Here is an 18,597-nt window from a genome sequence, read left to right as displayed (position 1 = left end):
TTAGAGTCCTGCCCGTGCGGCCTTGCCGGCGATCTGCAAATACAGGCGTTCGGCGATCAAATGGTCGGGCATGCCGGTCGATTTGCACGCCTTGTCGGCTTCGATCAGGTCGCGGGCCAACGGATCGAGCGTATGGTCGTTCCATGCCTGGGCCTGGCGTAACATGTCGGCCTCGTCCTTCCAGAAGACGCCGGCGGCGCGCGTCGCCTCCTTGGTGCCCAAGCCCTTCTGCATCAAGCTTTTAAGCAGCCTGACCTTGTTGAGGTGCATGCTGAGCGCACGCAGGGCGTCGGCGCCGCTCTCACCTTCAGCAAATGCGCGACGCAAGCCCGCCTGGGCGGGTTTCATGCGCCCGCCGAAGGCATCGGCTGCGGCCTTGAACATCGAAGCATCGGGCTCGACCCCCAGGAATTCTTCCAGCTCGTGTTCATTCAGCGTCTGGTGCGAATTGGGCCCGATAAACAGGATCAGGCGTTCGACCTCCTGCTGGGCGACGCCGCGTTCCTTGGGCATGCGCTGGGCGAAGATGTCCATGGCGGCGCTGGTCAGGGCTACGCCGTTCTGGGTAAGGGTTTCACGCGCCATGCGGACGACGTCGCCGGTCTCGTCTTCGTAACAGGCGATGCTGGCCAAGTTCTTGTCGGCGTCGGCCAGACGGCGCAGGCTGGAATCGCCGCCCAAGCCGCCGGCTTCGATGACGATAAAGGCTTCCTGGTTGAATTCGCCGGCGGCGTGGGCTTTCAGGCTGGCGGCAACGGCCTTGTCGAGCGTCGCCTTTTCGGTGAAAAATTTGAGTCGGATCAACCGCCGTCCCCCCATCAAGGACAGGGATTGCAGCTCGCCTTCGAGACGCGCCGGATCGCTTTCCAGATCGCTGTCGGTGAGCAGGGAGACGTTGAACGGATCGGTAATGTCCGGGACGATCTGTTTGGCGAGAACCGTGCCGCGTTCGATGACCTGGCTGCGGTCCTTGCCATAGATCAGGGCGCCGACCATGTGGGCCGGCGGTTTCTTGAAGAAGGCGTCGATTTCGGGTCGCTTGGCGAGTTTCATGCTGCGATCACAACGATCACTGGCTCACTGAATCCTGAGATGTTGCGTCCTGAGATGTCGAATCCTTGGGTCCCACCGGATTCCTGTCCGTCGGATTATCCTTCTGAACCGTAATGGCCGGAGGTGTTCGCCCCGTGACACCATCATGGAAATAGAGCGCCAGATTGGTTTGGATCTTTTGCGAAATAGCCACGGCGATGCGTTCCTGAGCATCCTGCTGCGACACCACGCCGGTCAAGGGCGAACTGGTGGTGTCATAGGTGACGGTTTCGGTGAACGAGTCCTTGTACAACACCTTGCCCGTATTCGCATCGGCCAGGACATAGGAGACTGAGCTGGTGACTTCCGACTTGGTCGACGTGTCGTCGACCTTGTAGCCGATGCTGAAATGGCGCTCGCTCATCTTGACGGTCAAGATATAGGCCTTGGGCGACGAGTCATCGCCGCCGAAACCGTTGCGCAGGTCCTGCTGCAGGAAATAGCCGGTACGGGTGTCCGGCACCTCGATGCCGATCTGCCGCATGCTCGACGTCAAACCCTGTTGGGCATAGAGCGGTGCGAAGCCGCAGGCCGACAGGGCGAGCGTGGCGCCGGCGAAACAGCACAGGGTCAGGAGCCTGAGGAGATTGCGCATAAGGGTCAGCCTACCACGAAGTTGAGGATACGGCCCGGCACGATGATGATCTTGCGGATCGCAACGCCGTCAAGATGCCGCTTAACGCCTTCATCCGCAAGGGCCGTTTCGCGAATCTGCTCTTCGCTGGCGCCATTGGGAATGGAAATTTCGCCGCGCTTCTTGCCATTGACCTGAACGGGCAGGACATAGACGTCGTCCTGGGCCAGGGCCGGATCGAATTTCGGCCAGGGTGCATTGGCGATCAGGCCGTCGTGGCCAAGGCGCGTCCAGCACTCCTCAGCCAGGTGCGGCGTCACAGGCGCGATCAGGCCAGCCAGCAGGGTCAAGGCCTCCCGGCGGGCCTTGGCGCCCGTTTCAGAGACGTTGCTGGAGCGGATGGTGTTGACCAGCTCGTACAGCTTGGCGATGGCGGCGTTGAAGCGGAAACCCTCGAAGCCTTCGGTGACGAACTTGACCGTCTTATGGGCGGCTTTCAGAAGGGCCGTGCCAGCGTCGCCGACCTCGGGCACATCCTCGGCCGGCAGGGCGTCGAACAGGTCCCAGATACGGTGGGTCAGGCGCCAGGAGCCTTCGACTCCTGAGGTCGACCATTGCACGTCGCGTTCCGGCGGTGAGTCGGACAGGACGAAAAGGCGCGCCGAATCAACACCGTAGGTATCAAAAATATCCTCGGGCGCGACGGTGTTCTTTTTCGATTTCGACATCTTTTCGATGTCGCCGATCGTCAGCACTTCGCCGGTCGAGATACGCGTGGCCTTGCGGACATTGTTTTCGCTCGACAGCTCGACATCGGCCGGCTCGACCCACTTGCCCTCGCCATCTTCGTAGGTCTCGTGGGTCAGCATGCCCTGGGTGAACAGGCCGGCAAAAGGTTCCTTGACGTCGAGATAGCCGCAGTGGTTCAGGGCCCGGGTGATGAAACGGGCATAGAGCAGGTGCAGGACGGCGTGTTCGACACCGCCGATATATTGGTCGACCGGCAGCCAGTGGTCGGCCGCTGCCTTGTTGATCGGGGTCGCCGAGGTCGGGTCGGTGAAACGGGCGAAATACCACGACGAGTCGACGAAGGTATCCAGCGTATCGGTCTCGCGACGGGCATCCTTGCCGCAATGCGGGCACTTGACGTGCTTCCAGGTCGGATGGCGCTCCAGCGGGTTGCCGGGGACGTCGAACGTGACGTCTTCGGGCAGGACGACCGGCAGCTGATCGTCGGGCACGGGCACGACGCCGCAGTCATCGCAATGGATGACCGGGATCGGGCAGCCCCAATAGCGTTGCCGCGACACGCCCCAATCGCGCAGGCGGAAGACGGTGGCGCCTTCACCCAGGTTCATCGACTCGATCTTGTCGATGGCGGCGTTCTTGGCGTGTTCGATATCCAGGCCGTCGAGGAAGCCGGAATGGAAGATATGGCCGGGACCGGTATAGGCCTCGTCACCAACCTTGAAGGTTTCGGGATCGGCGCCTTGCGGGAGCACGACTTCGATGACCGGCAGGTCGTATTTACGGGCGAAATCCAAATCGCGCTGGTCGTGGGCGGGGCAGCCGAAAATGGCGCCGGTGCCGTAATCCATCAGGACGAAATTGGCGACCCAGACGTCGAGGGTTTCGCCCGGCTTGAAGGGGTGTTCGACCTGGATGCCGGTATTGAAGCCCAGCTTTTCGCCGGTGTCGATATCGGCCTGGGAGGTGCCGCCCTTGGCGATCGATTTGCGGAAGGCCGCCAGTTCGGGATTGGTCGCGGCTGCATGATCCGCCAAGGGATGATCGGCGGCGATGGCGACGAAACCGGCGCCGAACAGGGTGTCGGGGCGGGTGGTGTATATGTCCAGCCCGGCCTCAAAACCGGCCGGCGCCTCACCGGCAAACGGGAAGCGCATGCGCAGGCCGCGCGACTTGCCGATCCAGTTGGCCTGCATCAGGCGCACCTTGTCCGGCCAGCGTTCCAGGCCTTCCAGCCCGGTCAACAGGTCGTCGGCGAAGCGCGTGATGCGCATGAACCATTGGGTCAGTTTCTTCTTTTCGACCAGGGCGCCGGAGCGCCAGCCGCGGCCTTCGATGACCTGTTCGTTGGCCAGGACGGTCATGTCGACCGGATCCCAGTTGACCTGGCTTTCGCGGCGATAGACCAGGTCATTTTTCAGCAGGTCGAGAAACCACTTTTGCTGCTGACCATAATAGGCCGGATCGCAGGTGGCGAATTCGCGCGTCCAGTCGATCGACAGGCCCAGCCGCTTCAGCTCGCTGCGCATATTGGCGATATTGTCGTAGGTCCAGCCCTTGGGGTGGATCTTGCGTTCCATGGCGGCGTTTTCGGCCGGCATGCCGAAGGCATCCCAACCCATCGGGTGGAGGACATTGAAACCGCGGGCGCGTTTGAAGCGCGCGACCAGGTCGCCCATGGCGTAGTTGCGGACGTGGCCCATATGGATGCGCCCCGACGGATAGGGGAACATCTCGAGGACATAATATTTATCCTTGCCCGGTGCTTCTTGGGTGAGAAAGACCTGGGCGTCGTCCCAGCGCTGGCGTTGACGGGGTTCGGTCTCTTTGGGATTGTAACGGGCCATGAAGCTTTACGTCGATCTGGAGGGAAGGGTGCTTATAAGGTGGCTTGGCTTGCGATGCCAGTGCTTTGTCATGGTTCCAAGGGGCTTGCCCCTTGGCCCGCGGAGCATAAAAAGAGCCGCCATGGTTGCCCACGGCGGCTCTTAAAGATGCAGTGGAGGCGTGCTTAGTTCTTGACGTCGGAGAGACGAAGTTCGCGGGCGCGCGTCAGGATGGCGTTTTCGATATCGATTTGGGTTTGCGCCGAGACGTCGGCATCGACCCATTGGCCGCCTTGCTGGACCTGCTTGTAGACCGAGACGCTGAGGGCGTCGGCGCGCAGGCGCGAATCCAGGATATAGACGGTAGTCTTGAAACGTTCGTCCGGCTTTTGCGGATTGGCGTACCAGTCGGTGATGATGACGCCGCCCCAGGGATCGGCCGAGGTCAGGGGCATGAAGGAGATGGTGTCGAGCGAAGCGCGCCACAGATAGGCGTTGACGCCTATTCCGGCTTGCTCGTTATAGCTCGACTTCTTGTTCTTATCGCCGCCGAAACCGAACAGGTGAGCCAGAGGGATCTTGTCTTCTTCGGGCGACGTGGTGTTGGCGGACGCGGTGGAGCCGGATTTCGACCCCAGGCTGGCGCAGGCGCCGAGCGACAGGCACGCCGCGAGCGCAGCCAAGGCCAGGACTGATGTCCGCATAGTCGTCATTGAATGATCACTCCGCATCTGATGTGAATCCGCTTTTGTTCAGCCGGGATTCCTTGAAATTAACGCCGTTTCCTGCATTTGCCCCTCTATAGCATGCGAGAGAGGGGGTATGACAAGAGGTGGCGCTATAAGATTATCACCACAAAGGCAAATTAAAGGCGCAACCGCCGTAAAGATGCTGCAAGCCTGTGATAGTTCGCTTCTCGCTTGAAATATATGGGAAAAGCGCGGTTGAGGGGATGGCGGTATAGTGGGGCCGCTCGCCTGTTGGGTAGGTTTCCCACGAGGAAGGCGTTGCGGATTCAACACATCATATGAGTGAAGTTCATCGGTTAAGGCTATTTGTCAGATATATATTTGACCGGTGCGACGTTAGGCCTTAATCCAAATTTGACATATCTATGCCTAAATAGGTGTGTAGAACACGTCCCGGAATTTGTGCTCCGGGCAGCTTGAAGCAGATAAAGTGACATGAACCGTGGTGGGGTGTCTTTGGTGGCGGGTTTGGTTGTTCTGGCTTTGGCCGGAAGCAGCACCCTGACCTATGCCGCTCCGGCACAAAAGTCTTCTGCCGATGTTATGACGCTGACGCCTTTGGCGACCGCCAGCGATACGTTCGCCAATGACATAGGTTTTTCCAAGAACCAGTCCAAGGTCTACACCTTCAATCTGAAGGGCAAGTGGGGCATGAAGTTCGATGTCAACCAGCCCGAGACCTCGCCGTCCGGCCTGAACGATATCGATGCCGGCGCCTTCTATAAGCTCACCCCGTCGCTGCGCGTCGGTGGTACGGTCGGCTTCGGTGAGAAGAGCGACCCGTTGAAGCCGGAACCGAATAATCAGCTGCAAAACAAGAAGCAGCCGCGCGTCCGTCTCGAGACGACGTTTAAGTTCTAAGAACGGGCAAGTTCTGAACGTCTAAACTACATTAAATGCATCGATGGCGCCGACGCCCGACAGACCGCTGTCGCGCAAGTTAGCGATATTGTCGCAATTGATCCCTCCCAAACCGTAGACCGGCAGACTGCCCGCTTCGACGAAGGCGCGGGCGCCCTTGGGTCCGAGCGGCGTCACGCCGGCGGCCGACAGGCTGGCGCTGGCGAAGACGGGTGAAGCGAAGATGGCGCACAGGCCGGCATCGGTCGGGATGTCGCGCACCTTGTCAGCATCGTGACAGGCTATGGTCAGCTTGAGTTCGGGGTGGGCGGCGTGGAGCCCGGCGGCGCGCCACAGGCTTTGTTCGCGCAGGTGGACGCCATCGGCCTCGACTTCGATCGCCAGGTCGTGGTCCTCACCGATCAGAAGAGTCAGGCCATGGTCGCTGGCAATCTTGCGCAGCAGCCGCGCGCGCTGCGGGGCGTGGCTTTCGCCGAAATGGCGATAGACGAGGCCGCAGCCCTCGGGCAGCAGGGTCGCTATGTCCTCGGGGTGGGGCGTGCGCTGTGGATCGCTGAAGAAAAAAAGGGCCGGCAGATGCGCCGCTTTGGGGTTCAAAGCGTGAGCCGCGTGGGCTATGTCTGTGGCCTTGTCGAACAGATACTTGAAGCGGGTTTTATATGTCATCGTTGGATACCCAGCCTGCGCCATCGATTGCGGCCTATATTAAGCTGATAGCGAAGATGCACAAGGCCCTAAAGGCGGCAGGGCGCCCGACCGACGCGGCCTATCTGACGGCGGTATCGAAAAACCAGCCGTGGGGGGCGATCGCGCCGGTACTCGAGGCCGGGCACAGGCGTTTCGGCGAGAACCGGGTCCAGGAAGCCATGGAACGGTGGGCGCCGGTGCGGGGGGGCTATCCGGACCTGGAGCTGCGGCTGATCGGGCCGTTGCAAAGCAATAAGGCGGCCGAGGCGGTCGGATTTTTCGATGTCATCGAGAGCCTGGACCGGGAAAAGATCGTGCGGGCGGTGGCCGACGAGATCCAGAAACAGGGTCGGCATCCGGCGCTCTATGTCCAGGTCAATATCGGCGAAGAGGAGCAGAAGTCGGGTGTTTTGCCGATAGAGGCCGATGCTTTCCTGACGGCGGCGCGGGAGGTCCATGGGCTGACGATTGCGGGGCTGATGTGCATTCCGCCGGTCGAGGGACCGCGCGGGCCGTATTTCGCCTTGCTGCGCAAAATCGCCGAACGCAACGGCATTGGCCATCTCAGCATGGGTATGAGCGACGATTATGAGACGGCCCTGGCCTTCGGTTCGCATGAAATCCGGGTCGGCTCGGCGATCTTCGGCGCCCGGTAAACCGAGCCGCGGTGTGGGCCTGGCCGGATCATTCGGAGTGGATGTGGGCCCTTTATCGGCTATACCGCAGCGCTCCGAAATATGTTAACCCGTTGAATTATATAAATAATGACGTGAAATCGACACTCCGAATCGCTCCTATTCGGAGCGTCGCTAGGCCACGACCTCAATAGCGCTGTCCGGCTCGGCATCTTTCAATAGCTCGAGCAGATCCGCCTGGGTGACGGCGACGCAGCCCTCGGTGCCGGAATAATCCTCGCGCGCCAGGTGGAGGAAGATGGCCGAGCCCATGCCCGGGACGACGGGATCGTCATTGTGACCCAGGACGACGATCAGGTCGTAAACATGATCGTCACGCCAAAGCTTTTCGTGGCCGAAGGCGGAGGGTAGCTTGATATGGCGGTTATAGTCTGGCGACGACACGTCGTCGCACCAGCCATCGTCTTCGGCGAGTGCCACGACCGGCAGGACGGTTTCAGGTCTGGCGAGGCGGTCGGGACGGTAAAATACGTAGCGGATGGGCCAGATTCCCAGCGGCGTGGCGCCATCGCCCTCTCTTTTATCGGCGGCGGACAGAACGCCCCCTTTTCCCAGGGCGCAACGCACACTATGTTGGTCTATGCCAAGTGTGTGATCGGCCCGTGCCGTAAAAGTCTTGACCATTTCGAAGCTTTTGCTGCTTAATCATAACGATAAGACACAAGATACAGGATCATGGTGCAACAAAAAACCCTCCTTATAGTCGATGATGACGATGAACTGCGCGAAGCTTTGGCCGAGCAGCTCGAACTTCACGAAGAATTCAAGGTCATTCAGGCCGCCAACGGCTCCGAAGGCCTGAGGCTGGGCAAGAGCGTCAATGCCGACCTGATCCTGCTCGATGTCGACCTGCCCGACATGGACGGCCGCGAAGCCTGCCGCCTGTTGCGCAAGGGTGGGCTGACGACGCCGGTGATCATGCTGACGGGCCAGACCTCGGATTCGGACACGATCCTGGGGTTGGACGCCGGCGCCAATGACTATGTCACCAAGCCGTTCCGCTTCGCCGTCCTCTTGGCACGCATTCGCGCCCAGGTGCGGTCGCATGAGACCAGCGAGGACGCAACGTTCCGCATCGGGCCTTACGAATTCAAGCCGGCCCTGAAGGTCCTGGTCGATCAGACGCAGAAGAAGACGCGCCTGACCGAGAAGGAAACCAATATCCTCAAATATCTTTATCGCGCCGGCGGCAAGCCGATTACGCGTGAAGAGCTGTTGACCGAGGTGTGGGGTTATAATGCCGGCGTCACCACCCATACGCTGGAAACCCACGTTTACCGGCTGCGGCAAAAGATTGAGCCCGATCCGGCCAATGCGCGGTTATTGATGACCGATGCCGGCGGGTATCGTCTACAGTTCTAGGGTTGGCTTCGGATTGAAACGACAGCCGGAAGAAAGAACCCCTCACCCGGCGGGCTAAAGCCCGCCACCCTCTCCCATTAAAAGGGGCGAGGGGATATGTGTGGCGACTGAATCTGGAGTCGTTATGTTCCAACATTGCTAAGGGGGGTAGAATGACGCATCTAACAAAAGCGATGATCACCGGAGCGTTTGCTCTGGCGATCCTGTCCGCAGCCCACAATGCGTTGGCTCAAAACAATCCGGTTTGGGCGGATACCACATCAAAGGTGACCTTGGGCGCAACAGCCAACACGGCTGATGACGCCGACAGGTTGGTCATTGCTCAATTGAAAGAGCAGGGTTCGGACATCACCAAGCCGACCGATGTCATCTTCTATCTATATTTCCCGACCCAGGCCGACGCGGAATCCTTGCGGGCGACCGTTGCCGACATGGGGTTCACCGTCGATATCCATCAGATTGACGGTTATACCGACTGGACCTTGGCGGCTAACAAAACCATGATCCCCAGCGAAGACAACATCTTGCCGCTTAGCCACAAATTCGATGATCTGGCAGCCTCAAAAAACGGCACTTATGATGGCTGGGAAGCCGCTTGGGTTAAGTGAGGCCACGTGTGCAACGTCAGCCTTCCGGCACTTCCGGTGCCGCAGCCGCAGCCTCTACCTCGGAATCGGCGTACCAGACGAACCAGATGATGTCGTCGAGCGTGCCGCCCGATGTCAGATGGCGTTCGACCGGACCGGGGAAGGCTTCGGTGATTTCGGCGGCGAAGTCGAATTCGGCCTGGAGCTGAGCCAAGTCGGCCAGGGCGATATTGGCCGACATCTCGACCATCGCTTCCCACGGCAGCATGGGTGGGATCAGTTGACAGGCATCTATGCCGACCCAATCACATTCGCCAATGGCGTCGGCGGTGCGAATCTGCAGCTGGCCGCCGATATTGCGCAGGCCCATGGCCTTGGCCGTGGCGATGACTTCGGGCAGGTCGGCGACGCGCCAGGCATATTCGTTGTGGCGGAAATCGGCCTTGGCGAGGAGGGCGGGTGGGAGTTGGGCTTCGGACATGATGTATCTCGGAGTATAGTAAGTAAGGTTTTATCCACAGATAAGTCAGATAAGCACAGATGAAGTAAGTAAGGTTCTGAACACGAAACGAAGTTCGGCGAAGCCAAAAGCACGAAAAATTTAAGTGCTTAATCTGTTTGCGCCCAAAGGGCGAATATTGATCCTGGATTTATGCGCTTCGCGCGAAGACACTCTCTGATTTTGTGTTTCTCTCGTGCTTTTAGAGTTAAGTCTTACTTACTTCATCTGTGCTTATCTGTGCTTATCTGTGGATAAATTCTTCTATAGGATGCCAAGGTCTAGGCGATATCAAAGACAACCTGGACCGGGGCGTGATCCGATGGGCGTTCCCATTCGCGGATATCGTCGTGGATTTTGGCCGTGATATCGCCGTCGACGCGCGCCATCAGGCCGGGATTGAGCAGGACGTGATCGAGGCGCAGGCCGCGATTGGATTTGCGGAAATCGGCGGCGCGATAACTCCACCATGAAAAGATCTTTTGCGGGTTGGGATAGGTGACGCGGAAGGGGTCGTGCAACTTTCCGGCGACCATCAGGGCGTCGAAGGCTGCGATTTCGACCGGCGTATGGCTGACGACGCGCAGCATTTGCCGGTGGCTCCAGACATCGAACTCACCGGGCGCGATGTTCAAGTCGCCGCAAATCAGCAGGGGCTTGTCCGGGTCGCGGTGGTGCAGGTGTTCGGTCAGGCGTTCGTAGAAGGTCAGCTTGTGATCGAACTTGTCATTGCCTTCGCGATCGGGAACATCGCCGCCGGCCGGGATATAAAAGTTCCAGATATCGACCGGATGGCCGGCGCCCGCCTGTATTTTGATGGCCTGGACGCGCGCTTCGCCGCGACGGCAGAAGGGTAAAAGCTCCTGAACTTCGAACGGGTGTTTCGATGCCAGGGCAACGCCATGCCAGCCTTTTTGGCCGGCAATATGGATGTGCGGAAAGCCCAGATCGATGAAATCCTGGCGCGGAAATTCGTCTTCCTGGCATTTGATCTCCTGCAAACAGATGAGATCGGTGTCGGTTTGCTTAAGGAATTGCGCGATCTGCGGCATGCGCAGCCGGACGGAGTTGACGTTCCACGAGACCAGCGACAAACGCATGGATTAACAATCTGCTAACTGAGTAAGGCTTTGAGAATATACAAAAAACCCGGTTCGTGGTGACGAACCGGGCAAGATTTTGGCACATAACACGAAGAGAAAAAAGGGAAAAACGCACGTTTTGGAAACGCACCGCCGCCTGTTTCCAATGTGTGAAAAATAACACGCTCACGAAAAAACTGCAAGCGTAAAAGTGGAAACGCGATTATTATTTCTTCTGCGGCTTATTGAGCACGAATAACTCGGGCTTGAGACGCGAATCACGTGTGAAACTGACCAATTTTACCGTTGTCGGGCGGTTTTGTTGGTCGACGACGGTCCATTCTTTCAGCATCACATTACCGGCGGCATCTTGGGCGAAGTTCATCGTCACGAAGCCGCCGACGCTTTTGCGGCGATCGCGCGCCTTGAGGGTGAAGCCGGCGGCATTGGACGACACGGCCGCGATGATGACGCCCTGATTGAAGCTGATCTGTTTCGACAGGAAAAGCGACAATGGGGTTTCGTCGAGCGGATATTGATCGAAGGATTGCAGGCGCGGATCCCACATATTGACGTTGCGGCCGTCGGAGACGATCAGCAGGGAATAGGGGGCGTCATATTCGAAGCGGATCTTGCCCGGGCGTTGCAGGTACCAGTTGCCATTGGTGGTGCGGCCGCGGAAATCGACCTGCTGGAAGCGGCCCTGGCCGGTGCCGAGCGCTTGCAGATAGGCGGTGGCCTTGGCGATACGGGCCTTGTCGGCGGGATTGAAGGTCGGCTGGAACAGCAGGCCGTTGTCGTTCTTGCCGGCGAAGGCCGGGACGGCCGCGGCGGCTGTCAGGCCGGTAGCAGCGGTCAGGAAGAAGCGGCGGGTCAGGGTCGTCATGGTTTTTACCTTTTGTGTTCGTGCGATCTAACCGTAACTGTGCCGCAAGGCAATTCGAGGGCGCGAAAAAGACCCATCTCAAGGGGTTTGTGTTCCCAGGATTAAGCGGGGGTGAATGCGCGGTTCAGCCGCAGTTGCGGTAACGACCTCCCGCAGGCTATGGTGGCCAGCATGGATGACCTTTCCGCACGCATTTTTCCACCCGCTCACCGGATCCATCCCGGGCCGCTTCCGACCTGGCGGTGGTTGCCGCAATTTTTTATCAATCCATTGTCGGTTTATTCCGAACAGGCGTTCGACATCCTGTATGGGCGGGCGAAGGCGTTTGGTATCGACAGCCTGTCAGTCAACGACCCCGCCGCCATCCATCACGTGCTTCAGGCCAATATGGCCAATTATCGCCGGCCGATCATCCAGCCGCGTTTGTTCCGCCCGGCCATGGGCTCGGGGCTGTTCCTGGCCGAGGCGGAGGACTGGCGGCAACAGAGACGTATGCTGGCGCCCTTATTCAGTCCGGCGGCGACCAACGACCTGATCCCGCATTTCCAGACAGCCTCGGTGCGCATGTTGCAGCGGCTGGACGGCATCGATCGCACGCAAATGTCGGAGGTGTTTCATCGCTCGACCCTGGATGCCGTGCTGATGGCGCTGTTTTCTTTGCCGGGTGACGGCGATCGCGCCGAGCTGGCGGCGATGACGCGGGATTACCTCAATGGCGCCGGAAGGCCCAATCCGCTCGATGCCATGGCGAAGGACGAGGACGATCTTGCCTGGGCCCAGGGTGCGCGCCGTCGGTTTCGCAAGCGGTGGGCCGGGATGGTCGACGGGGTGATCGCGGCGCGGCGGGCGCAAGGAACGAGTGCGGCGCATCGCAGGGGTGACTTGCTCGATCTGTTGTTGAGCGCGCGCGATCCGGATACGGGCGAGGGGCTGACGGATGCCGAGATCCGCGACCAGTGTTCGACCATGTTGGCGGCCGGGTTCGAGACGACGTCGCGGCTGTTGTTCTGGGCCAGTTATTTGCTGGGCTTGGATCAGGCGGAGCAGGGGCGCATCCGGGCGGAGGTCCAGGCGTTCCGGCCGGACCAGGTGACGACGATGGAGGATCTCAGTCATTGGCCACGGTTGCGCCAGACTCTGCTTGAGGCGCTGCGGCTCTATCCGCCGGCGGCCTATATCGTGCGCAAGGCGATTGCCGACGATGTCATCGGCGAGGAAAAGATCACGGCCGGCACCGAGGTGTGGATCAGCCCCTATATCCTGCATCGTCACCGCAAGTTCTGGGAACGGCCGACGGAGTTCTGGCCCGATCGGTTTAAAGGCCAGGTGTCGCCGTGGACGCGGTTGCCGGCCTATCTGCCGTTCGGCGCGGGGCCGCGGATTTGTATCGGCGCCAGTTTCGCCATGGCCGAGGCGCAGATCATCCTGGCGAGTTTATTGGCGAACTATCGTCTGGTGCCGGAGGAGAATAGGCCGGTGCTGCCGGTGTTCCGAGTGACGACGGTGCCGGATAGGGATCCGTGGATGCGGTTGGAGAGAGTTTAGGATGGGCGGCGGTGCGGGCGGTTGGGCTTGTTAAGGGTTTGTCCGCAGATTGGCGCAGATTTTAAGAGGTGATTTTTCAGCGCGCGGATGGACGCTATGCGGTCGCTGACACTTAAAAGGGTTGATCCACAGATAAGCCAGATAAGCCAGATGAGTGGGATGTCGTTACGCGCATGGGGCGGCAGGGCGAACCGCGGGGTAAAGCGTCCCACCCGTATACCGGATAGGAAAATCAGCCATGTATGCTGAGGTACGTTGTATTTGTTCCATGGCGTCCAGTCAGGACGCTGTCCAGCAGATGGATGACTCTTTTGGCGCTAACTTCGTGCGGTTGGTCGAAGCCGAGCTGTCGCTGGAGCAGATAGACAAGCTTTGTATCTTCGTGAGCATTATGCCACATTACCATCTCCTGCCGCCGGACCAAGGCCGTGGCAGCTATGCCAAGGCCAGACGGACCTATTACATTTCCAGGCGACTGCATTATCCTGACTGGATTCCGGGTGATTGGGCCCTTCGCACCCAGGATTACGCCAGCGCGGTTAAAATGGCCATTTCACGTATCGCCAAGACCCGTCTGTCGGACGCGGAGCGGAGCTGGCTGATCGACCTGGCGGAGCGGGCGACGGTTGAGACCCTCGCGTCACCGCCCGAGCGGATTGCGCCGGTCGAGGCAAGGGAAGATATCGTCCAGGGCTATTTGCCCCAGGCAGATAAGTTGCCGGTAATTCCACGTCTTTTTCGGCGGGATGGCGAGGTGTTGTATTTCTATGAGGCCTTCCCAAGGGAGAATGAGATCGTCGAATACGAAGGTGAGTGTGGCGTCGGAGGTGACAATCGCTTCCATCCCTTTGACACAGTGGCGCAGGCCAGGAAGCTCGTCGCCAAGCTGAAGACCGACGCGCGGGCGAGGGGGTATCGTCCGCAGCCGGCATCAAAGCAAAAGCGCCTTATCGTCGAATATCCGGTAGTGGAAGGCTTCGCCGACAGCGGCGAACTCGATACCCGACACGCTCTCGAAGAGTTTTTGGATGATCTGTTGGGACAGTTGGGCCTGGGTCATTGCGACGGCGGGTCATCGGGACAGGGCACGATGGAGGTTTGCTGCTATGTCGTCGGCTTCAAGCTGGCTAAGGCAGCTATCGAACCCAGGTTGGCGGAGAGTCCATTCGCCAATTACAGCCGTATTTACCTGGAAAATTGAGCGGACGGACAGGTCAAGAAAGCGAGAAACCCCATCACCTGCGCGCTAGGGGCACTTCGGTCCTGTCGCTGCGAATGTGTATGTTCGGCGAGGTAAGGGTTTGTGCTTTCTTGCTTCTACGAATGCGAAGCGAACGGGGGCCGTCTGGGCGCTGATGGAGGTGTTCCGGGTGACGACGGTGCCGGATCGTGATCCGTGGATAAGGTTGGAGCGGGTTTGAGTTCTTGAGACGCAAGATGCCCCACCACCGCATCTAGAAAGCTGCGCTTTCGTCGTGCGGTCCCCCTCCCCGGCAAGCGGGGAGGAACAGAAACCATTGATTTTAAATTCTAAATGTATCCTCCCCGCTTGCCAGGGGGGGCCGCGCCCGAAGGGCGTGATGGTGAGGTGGTCCTAGGCCGGTCTATTCCTTACACGGCAGATTATCGAGTTCTGCTGTACGCAGTTTTGTCAGGCGGGCCAGGATGGCGCTTTGTGTGATTTTCGGCGCCGCGACCTGGGCGAAGCGGACATAGGCGTCGCGGTAGGTCAGCCAGGTGCGTTGGGCGCCGCGGACGTCTTCGGGTTTGACCGTGCTGAAATTGCTGTCGGTGGCGGCGCAGGCCTTGAGGGCTGTTTTATAACTTTGATTGAGCGCGGCATCGGCGGCGGTCGCTTCGGCTGGCGTGGCGTTCACCCATTGTCCGGTGGCCAGGCGGGTCAGGTCCTTGAGGAATTGGTCGCGTTCAGCGGCTTCGGCTTCGACGACGAAGGCGCCGCGACCCGTGCCGGAGAGATCGGTTTCGTTTTCGGCATGGCCCGTGGCGAAAGCGTCGAAGGCCGTCTTCATGGCGGTGAACGGTGCCTGGGCGGCGGTGGGGAATTGCTGCGCTACGGCGGTGATTTTTTGGTCGCGCTCGTAATCCGCCTTCACGCCGTCACGGGCGGCGCACATGCCTTCGGCAAGGCCGCTGGTGGTGTCGTCGCAAAAGTCGAACGGGCCGGGTTTGGTTTTGAGCTCTTGGAGGTGGGTGACGCGGCCGTCGTTTTCCATCGGGGCGCCTTCGACCGAACAGGCAAGCGCCGTGGCCAGGTCGAGATTGCGGGCTGTGCCGTAACCGTTGGCGTAGATTTCCATCAGGATGGTGTTGCCGGAAAAGAAGGCTTCGTCGGAGCCGTTTTGCGCTTCGAGGATGGCACATTGGCGGGCTTTGACATAGTCAGGTGGTGATTTTTCGCCATAGTAGAGGGCTTCGGAGTCGCAATCCTTCAGTTGCAGGGATTCCTGCGGGTTGGGGCGGTCTGCGGCGGGGATGATGGGTGAGCCGAGCCGTTTGCAGATGGCCTTGCTTTCGCTAAAGCCCGGGTCCGAGGCGTATTCGTCGTCGGCCGTGGCCCAGTTCCAGGGTATGGTTTCTGCGGCGAGGGCGCCAGTGGTCAGGACGATGGCGGCTGAGGCCAGCCAGAAAAGCTGCGACTTGGTCATGGTGTCCCCGTGTGTGCGCTGAAAGCTTTATCGCGATCATAGGCGAGGACTGGGGAGGGTTCAATCGGGTGTTGTCGTGACGACGACTGGACTTAAGGAAGCAAGGCCCCCCACCGTCAGCCCGAAGGCGGGTTGCCACCTCCCCCGCCAGCGGGGGAGTATAAGAAGATTATTGAACGCCGCGGCCACCGTCAGAGCTTAGCGTGAACCGGCGTTTATGAGCGTCAGTTTCGGTCCTAGGGGCTTGCCCCTAGTGGCCGGGAGGGGGGCCGACTAGGATGTCGCGTTTGCCGACGTGGTTGGCGGGGCCGACGACGCCTTCCTGTTCCATCTTTTCCATCAGCGAGGCGGCGCGGTTATAGCCGATCTGAAGCTTGCGTTGGATGTAGGAGGTCGAGGCCTTGCGGTCGAAGGTGACGAAATAGACCGCCTTGTCGTAGAGGTCGTCGCCGGAGCCCGAGCCTTCGCCCATGCCGCCGTCGGAGCCGCCTTCTTCTTCGGCGCTGTAGGTGACGTCGTCGAGATATTGCGGTTGGCCCTGGTCGCGGAGATATTGCGCGACGGCTTCGACTTCGTTGTCGCCGACGAAGGGGCCGTGCAGGCGGGTGATGCGACCGCCGCCGGCCATGTAGAGCATGTCGCCCTGGCCCAGCAGCTGTTCGGCGCCCTGTTCACCGAGGATGGTGCGCGAGTCGATCTTGGAGGTGACCTGGAAGGAGATGCGGGTCGGGAAGTTGGCCTTGATGGTGCCGGTGATGACGTCGACCGAGGGGCGCTGGGTGGCCATGATGAGGTGGATGCCGGCGGCGCGGGCCATCTGGGCCAGGCGTTGCACGGCGCCTTCGATGTCCTTGCCCGCGACCATCATCAGGTCGGCGACTTCGTCGATGATGACGACGATATAGGGCATGGGCTCGGGCACCATTTCGTCGAGTTCGTAGACGGGTTGGCCGGTTTCGTCGAAGCCGGTCTGGACCTTACGGACGAAGTTCTTGCCTTCGGCGGCGGTGGCGCGGGCGCGTTCGTTGAAGGAGGCGATGTTGCGGACGCCGATCTTGGACATGCGGCGATAGCGGTCTTCCATCTCCTTGACGGTCCATTTCAGGGCGACGACGGCCTTTTTCGGGTCGGTGACGACGGGGGCCAGCAGGTGCGGGATGCCGTCATAGACGCTGAGTTCCAGCATCTTCGGGTCGATCATGATGAACTTGCACTGTTCGGGATCGAGGCGATAGAGGATGGAGAGGATCATGGCGTTGACGCCGACCGACTTACCCGAGCCGGTGGTGCCGGCGATCAGGAGGTGGGGCATTTTCGCGAGGTCGGTGATGTAGGGTTCGCCGCCGATGGTTTCGCCCAGCGCCATGGGCAGGATATGGCCGGCGTGCTCGAATTCCTTGGAGGCCAGCAGGTCGCGGAGATAGACGGTCTCGCGCTTCTGGTTCGGCAGTTCGATACCGATGGCGTTGCGGCCCTGGACGATCGAGACACGGCAGGAGCGGGCGGACATGTTGCGGGCGATGTCGTCGGCGAGGGCGACGACGCGGGCGCCCTTGACGCCGGCGGCGGGGGCCAGTTCGTAGAGGGTGACGACGGGGCCGGGGCGGATCTGGTCGATGACGCCGCGGACGCCGAATTCGGCCAGGACGCTTTCGAGCATACGGGCATTCTGGCGCAGGCCGTCTTCGTCATAGGTATGGTTGCGTGGCTTGGGCTTGGCGAGGATGCTGAGCTCGGGCAGGCGGAAATTGCCGGGGCGCAGGAAGTCGAAGACGGGTTGTTTCTCGGCTTCGGCGCGGGCGGAGGGCTTGGGCGGTTTGATGTCGAAGACGGGGGTGTCGTCGACGGGAGGGGCGGCTACGGCGGGTGACAGGTTGACACGCGGCAGGGGGGCCTTGACGGCGGGTTCGGGTGTGGCGTCATCTTCATCGTCGAAGATTTCTTCGTCGACGAAGGGCTTTGGCATTTTGGCCTTGGGGGCGCGCGGGGTTTTGCCGGAAATTTGGGTCTCGGGGTTCTGGCCGAGGCCCGCGACCATGCGATTCAGGCCGAGGCCGCCCAGCGCATTGCCCAGCTTGCCGGCGATATGGCCGTAGGTTTCGAGTTTCAGGTTGAAGGTGTGGTGGAAGCCGAGCATGGCCAGGCCGGTGAAGATGACGCTGGCGATAATGGCGCCGCCGGGCAGGCGCATGAAATCGAAGAGGGATTTCAAAAGGTTGTTGAAGCCGCTGCCCCAGAAGCCGCCGACGCTTTGGGCGAGCACGGGGTCGGTCGAGGTCATGATCGGTCCGACGGCGGCGCTTAGGGACAGGACGAAGAGCAGGGCCCACAGGCTGTGGAGGCGCAGTTTTTGGCGGCTCTGGTCGGGGTCGTGGTGGAAGGTGCGCAGGAGACCGAAATAGACCATGAGGGCGGCGGCGGGCCAGGCGGCCAGGCCGATCGATTGGATGCCGAGGTCGGAGACCATGGCGCCGAAACCGCCGAGGGCGTTTTTGACGTCGTCATGGGTGACGCTGTTCAGGCTGGGGTCGGAGGCGTGGTAGGTGGCGAGGGCGACGACGCTGGAAATACCGATCAGCGCCGTAAAGGCGCCGCGCATGCGGGCCATGACGGGTGAACGCCATATGGCGCTCATGTGGGTTTCGAAGGCGTTCCAAACGGTCAGGGTAATACTGGTCATGTGCGGTTCTGCGCGGTCGTGTGTAATTGGCGGATCAGGCACCAGATGCCATGTTAATG

Annotated in this window: 17 protein-coding genes; 6 read left to right on the top strand and 11 right to left on the bottom strand. The window is 60.3% G+C overall.

Annotated elements, in window-relative coordinates; translation table 11 throughout:
* The 4 genes from holA to AC1DX3_RS08050 all read right to left on the bottom strand — a co-directional run bounded on the left by holA (position 1) and on the right by AC1DX3_RS08050 (position 4,952).
* Positions 1-1,053, bottom strand: a complete 1,053-nt coding sequence (gene holA, locus AC1DX3_RS08065; protein ID WP_476988739.1) for a DNA polymerase III subunit delta — start codon at positions 1,051-1,053, stop codon at positions 1-3.
* Positions 1,054-1,069: 16 nt separating this feature from the next.
* Complete coding sequence (locus tag AC1DX3_RS08060; protein ID WP_476988738.1) at positions 1,070-1,687, bottom strand: hypothetical protein; 618 nt, start codon at positions 1,685-1,687, stop codon at positions 1,070-1,072.
* Between the two features lie 5 nt (positions 1,688-1,692).
* The gene (gene leuS / locus AC1DX3_RS08055; protein ID WP_476988737.1) at positions 1,693-4,260 is read right to left on the bottom strand and encodes a leucine--tRNA ligase; all 2,568 of its coding nucleotides are present in this window, start codon (positions 4,258-4,260) and stop codon (positions 1,693-1,695) included.
* A gap of 164 nt (positions 4,261-4,424) precedes the next feature.
* Positions 4,425-4,952 (bottom strand): DUF3576 domain-containing protein, encoded by a 528-nt coding sequence (locus tag AC1DX3_RS08050; RefSeq protein WP_476988736.1) that lies wholly within the window; start codon positions 4,950-4,952, stop codon positions 4,425-4,427.
* Between the two features lie 471 nt (positions 4,953-5,423).
* On the opposite strand from AC1DX3_RS08050, the gene AC1DX3_RS08045 reads away from it, so the two are divergent.
* Positions 5,424-5,849 carry an NtrZ family periplasmic regulatory protein gene (locus AC1DX3_RS08045; RefSeq protein ID WP_476988735.1) on the top strand — a complete coding sequence of 142 codons (426 nt, stop codon included), beginning with the start codon at positions 5,424-5,426 and terminating at the stop codon, positions 5,847-5,849.
* A gap of 21 nt (positions 5,850-5,870) precedes the next feature.
* On the opposite strand, the gene AC1DX3_RS08040 is transcribed toward AC1DX3_RS08045, so the two are convergent.
* A complete protein-coding gene (locus AC1DX3_RS08040) occupies positions 5,871-6,515 on the bottom strand; it encodes a thiamine phosphate synthase (protein ID WP_476988734.1) in 645 nt (214 codons plus the stop codon).
* Here AC1DX3_RS08040 and AC1DX3_RS08035 point away from each other — a divergent pair.
* On the top strand, positions 6,509-7,192 hold the full coding sequence (locus tag AC1DX3_RS08035) for a YggS family pyridoxal phosphate-dependent enzyme (protein WP_476988733.1): 684 nt from the start codon (positions 6,509-6,511) through the stop codon (positions 7,190-7,192). The two genes, AC1DX3_RS08040 and AC1DX3_RS08035, sit on opposite strands and share 7 nt — an antisense overlap.
* Positions 7,193-7,345: 153 nt before the next feature.
* Here AC1DX3_RS08035 and AC1DX3_RS08030 read toward each other — a convergent pair whose 3' ends face one another.
* A complete protein-coding gene (locus AC1DX3_RS08030; protein ID WP_476988732.1) occupies positions 7,346-7,855 on the bottom strand; it encodes a L,D-transpeptidase family protein in 510 nt (169 codons plus the stop codon).
* A gap of 51 nt (positions 7,856-7,906) precedes the next feature.
* Between AC1DX3_RS08030 and AC1DX3_RS08025 the strand changes: the two genes are divergently transcribed.
* Positions 7,907-8,593, top strand: a complete 687-nt coding sequence (locus tag AC1DX3_RS08025) for a response regulator transcription factor (RefSeq protein ID WP_476988731.1) — start codon at positions 7,907-7,909, stop codon at positions 8,591-8,593.
* 152 nt (positions 8,594-8,745) lie between these two features.
* Entirely contained in the window at positions 8,746-9,201 is a 456-nt protein-coding gene (locus AC1DX3_RS08020; RefSeq protein WP_476988730.1) for a ribonuclease E inhibitor RraB, read from the top strand.
* Between the two features lie 16 nt (positions 9,202-9,217).
* Here the strand turns inward: AC1DX3_RS08020 and AC1DX3_RS08015 are convergent, their stop codons facing one another.
* The 3 genes from AC1DX3_RS08015 to AC1DX3_RS08005 all read right to left on the bottom strand — a co-directional run bounded on the left by AC1DX3_RS08015 (position 9,218) and on the right by AC1DX3_RS08005 (position 11,647).
* Entirely contained in the window at positions 9,218-9,661 is a 444-nt protein-coding gene (locus AC1DX3_RS08015; RefSeq protein WP_476988729.1) for a hypothetical protein, read from the bottom strand.
* Positions 9,662-9,960: 299 nt separating this feature from the next.
* On the bottom strand, positions 9,961-10,779 hold the full coding sequence (gene xth, locus AC1DX3_RS08010) for an exodeoxyribonuclease III (protein WP_476988728.1): 819 nt from the start codon (positions 10,777-10,779) through the stop codon (positions 9,961-9,963).
* Positions 10,780-10,987: 208 nt separating this feature from the next.
* The gene (locus AC1DX3_RS08005) at positions 10,988-11,647 is read right to left on the bottom strand and encodes a LolA family protein (protein ID WP_476988727.1); all 660 of its coding nucleotides are present in this window, start codon (positions 11,645-11,647) and stop codon (positions 10,988-10,990) included.
* 171 nt (positions 11,648-11,818) lie between these two features.
* Here AC1DX3_RS08005 and AC1DX3_RS08000 point away from each other — a divergent pair, with 171 nt between their 5' ends.
* On the top strand, positions 11,819-13,192 hold the full coding sequence (locus tag AC1DX3_RS08000; RefSeq protein ID WP_476988726.1) for a cytochrome P450: 1,374 nt from the start codon (positions 11,819-11,821) through the stop codon (positions 13,190-13,192).
* Between the two features lie 238 nt (positions 13,193-13,430).
* Positions 13,431-14,393, top strand: a complete 963-nt coding sequence (locus AC1DX3_RS07995; RefSeq protein ID WP_476988725.1) for a hypothetical protein — start codon at positions 13,431-13,433, stop codon at positions 14,391-14,393.
* Between the two features lie 403 nt (positions 14,394-14,796).
* On the opposite strand, the gene AC1DX3_RS07990 is transcribed toward AC1DX3_RS07995, so the two are convergent.
* Together AC1DX3_RS07990 and AC1DX3_RS07985 are read right to left on the bottom strand one after the other, a co-directional pair.
* On the bottom strand, positions 14,797-15,858 hold the full coding sequence (locus AC1DX3_RS07990; RefSeq protein WP_476988724.1) for a lysozyme inhibitor LprI family protein: 1,062 nt from the start codon (positions 15,856-15,858) through the stop codon (positions 14,797-14,799).
* Between the two features lie 250 nt (positions 15,859-16,108).
* On the bottom strand, positions 16,109-18,538 hold the full coding sequence (locus tag AC1DX3_RS07985; RefSeq protein WP_476988723.1) for an FtsK/SpoIIIE family DNA translocase: 2,430 nt from the start codon (positions 18,536-18,538) through the stop codon (positions 16,109-16,111).
* Positions 18,539-18,597: the final 59 nt, after the last annotated feature.

This window comes from Asticcacaulis sp. P2_B1, from assembly GCF_056404915.1.
The sequence above is the reverse complement of the archived record's forward strand: the minus strand, read 5'-3'. Positions and strand labels throughout refer to the sequence as shown.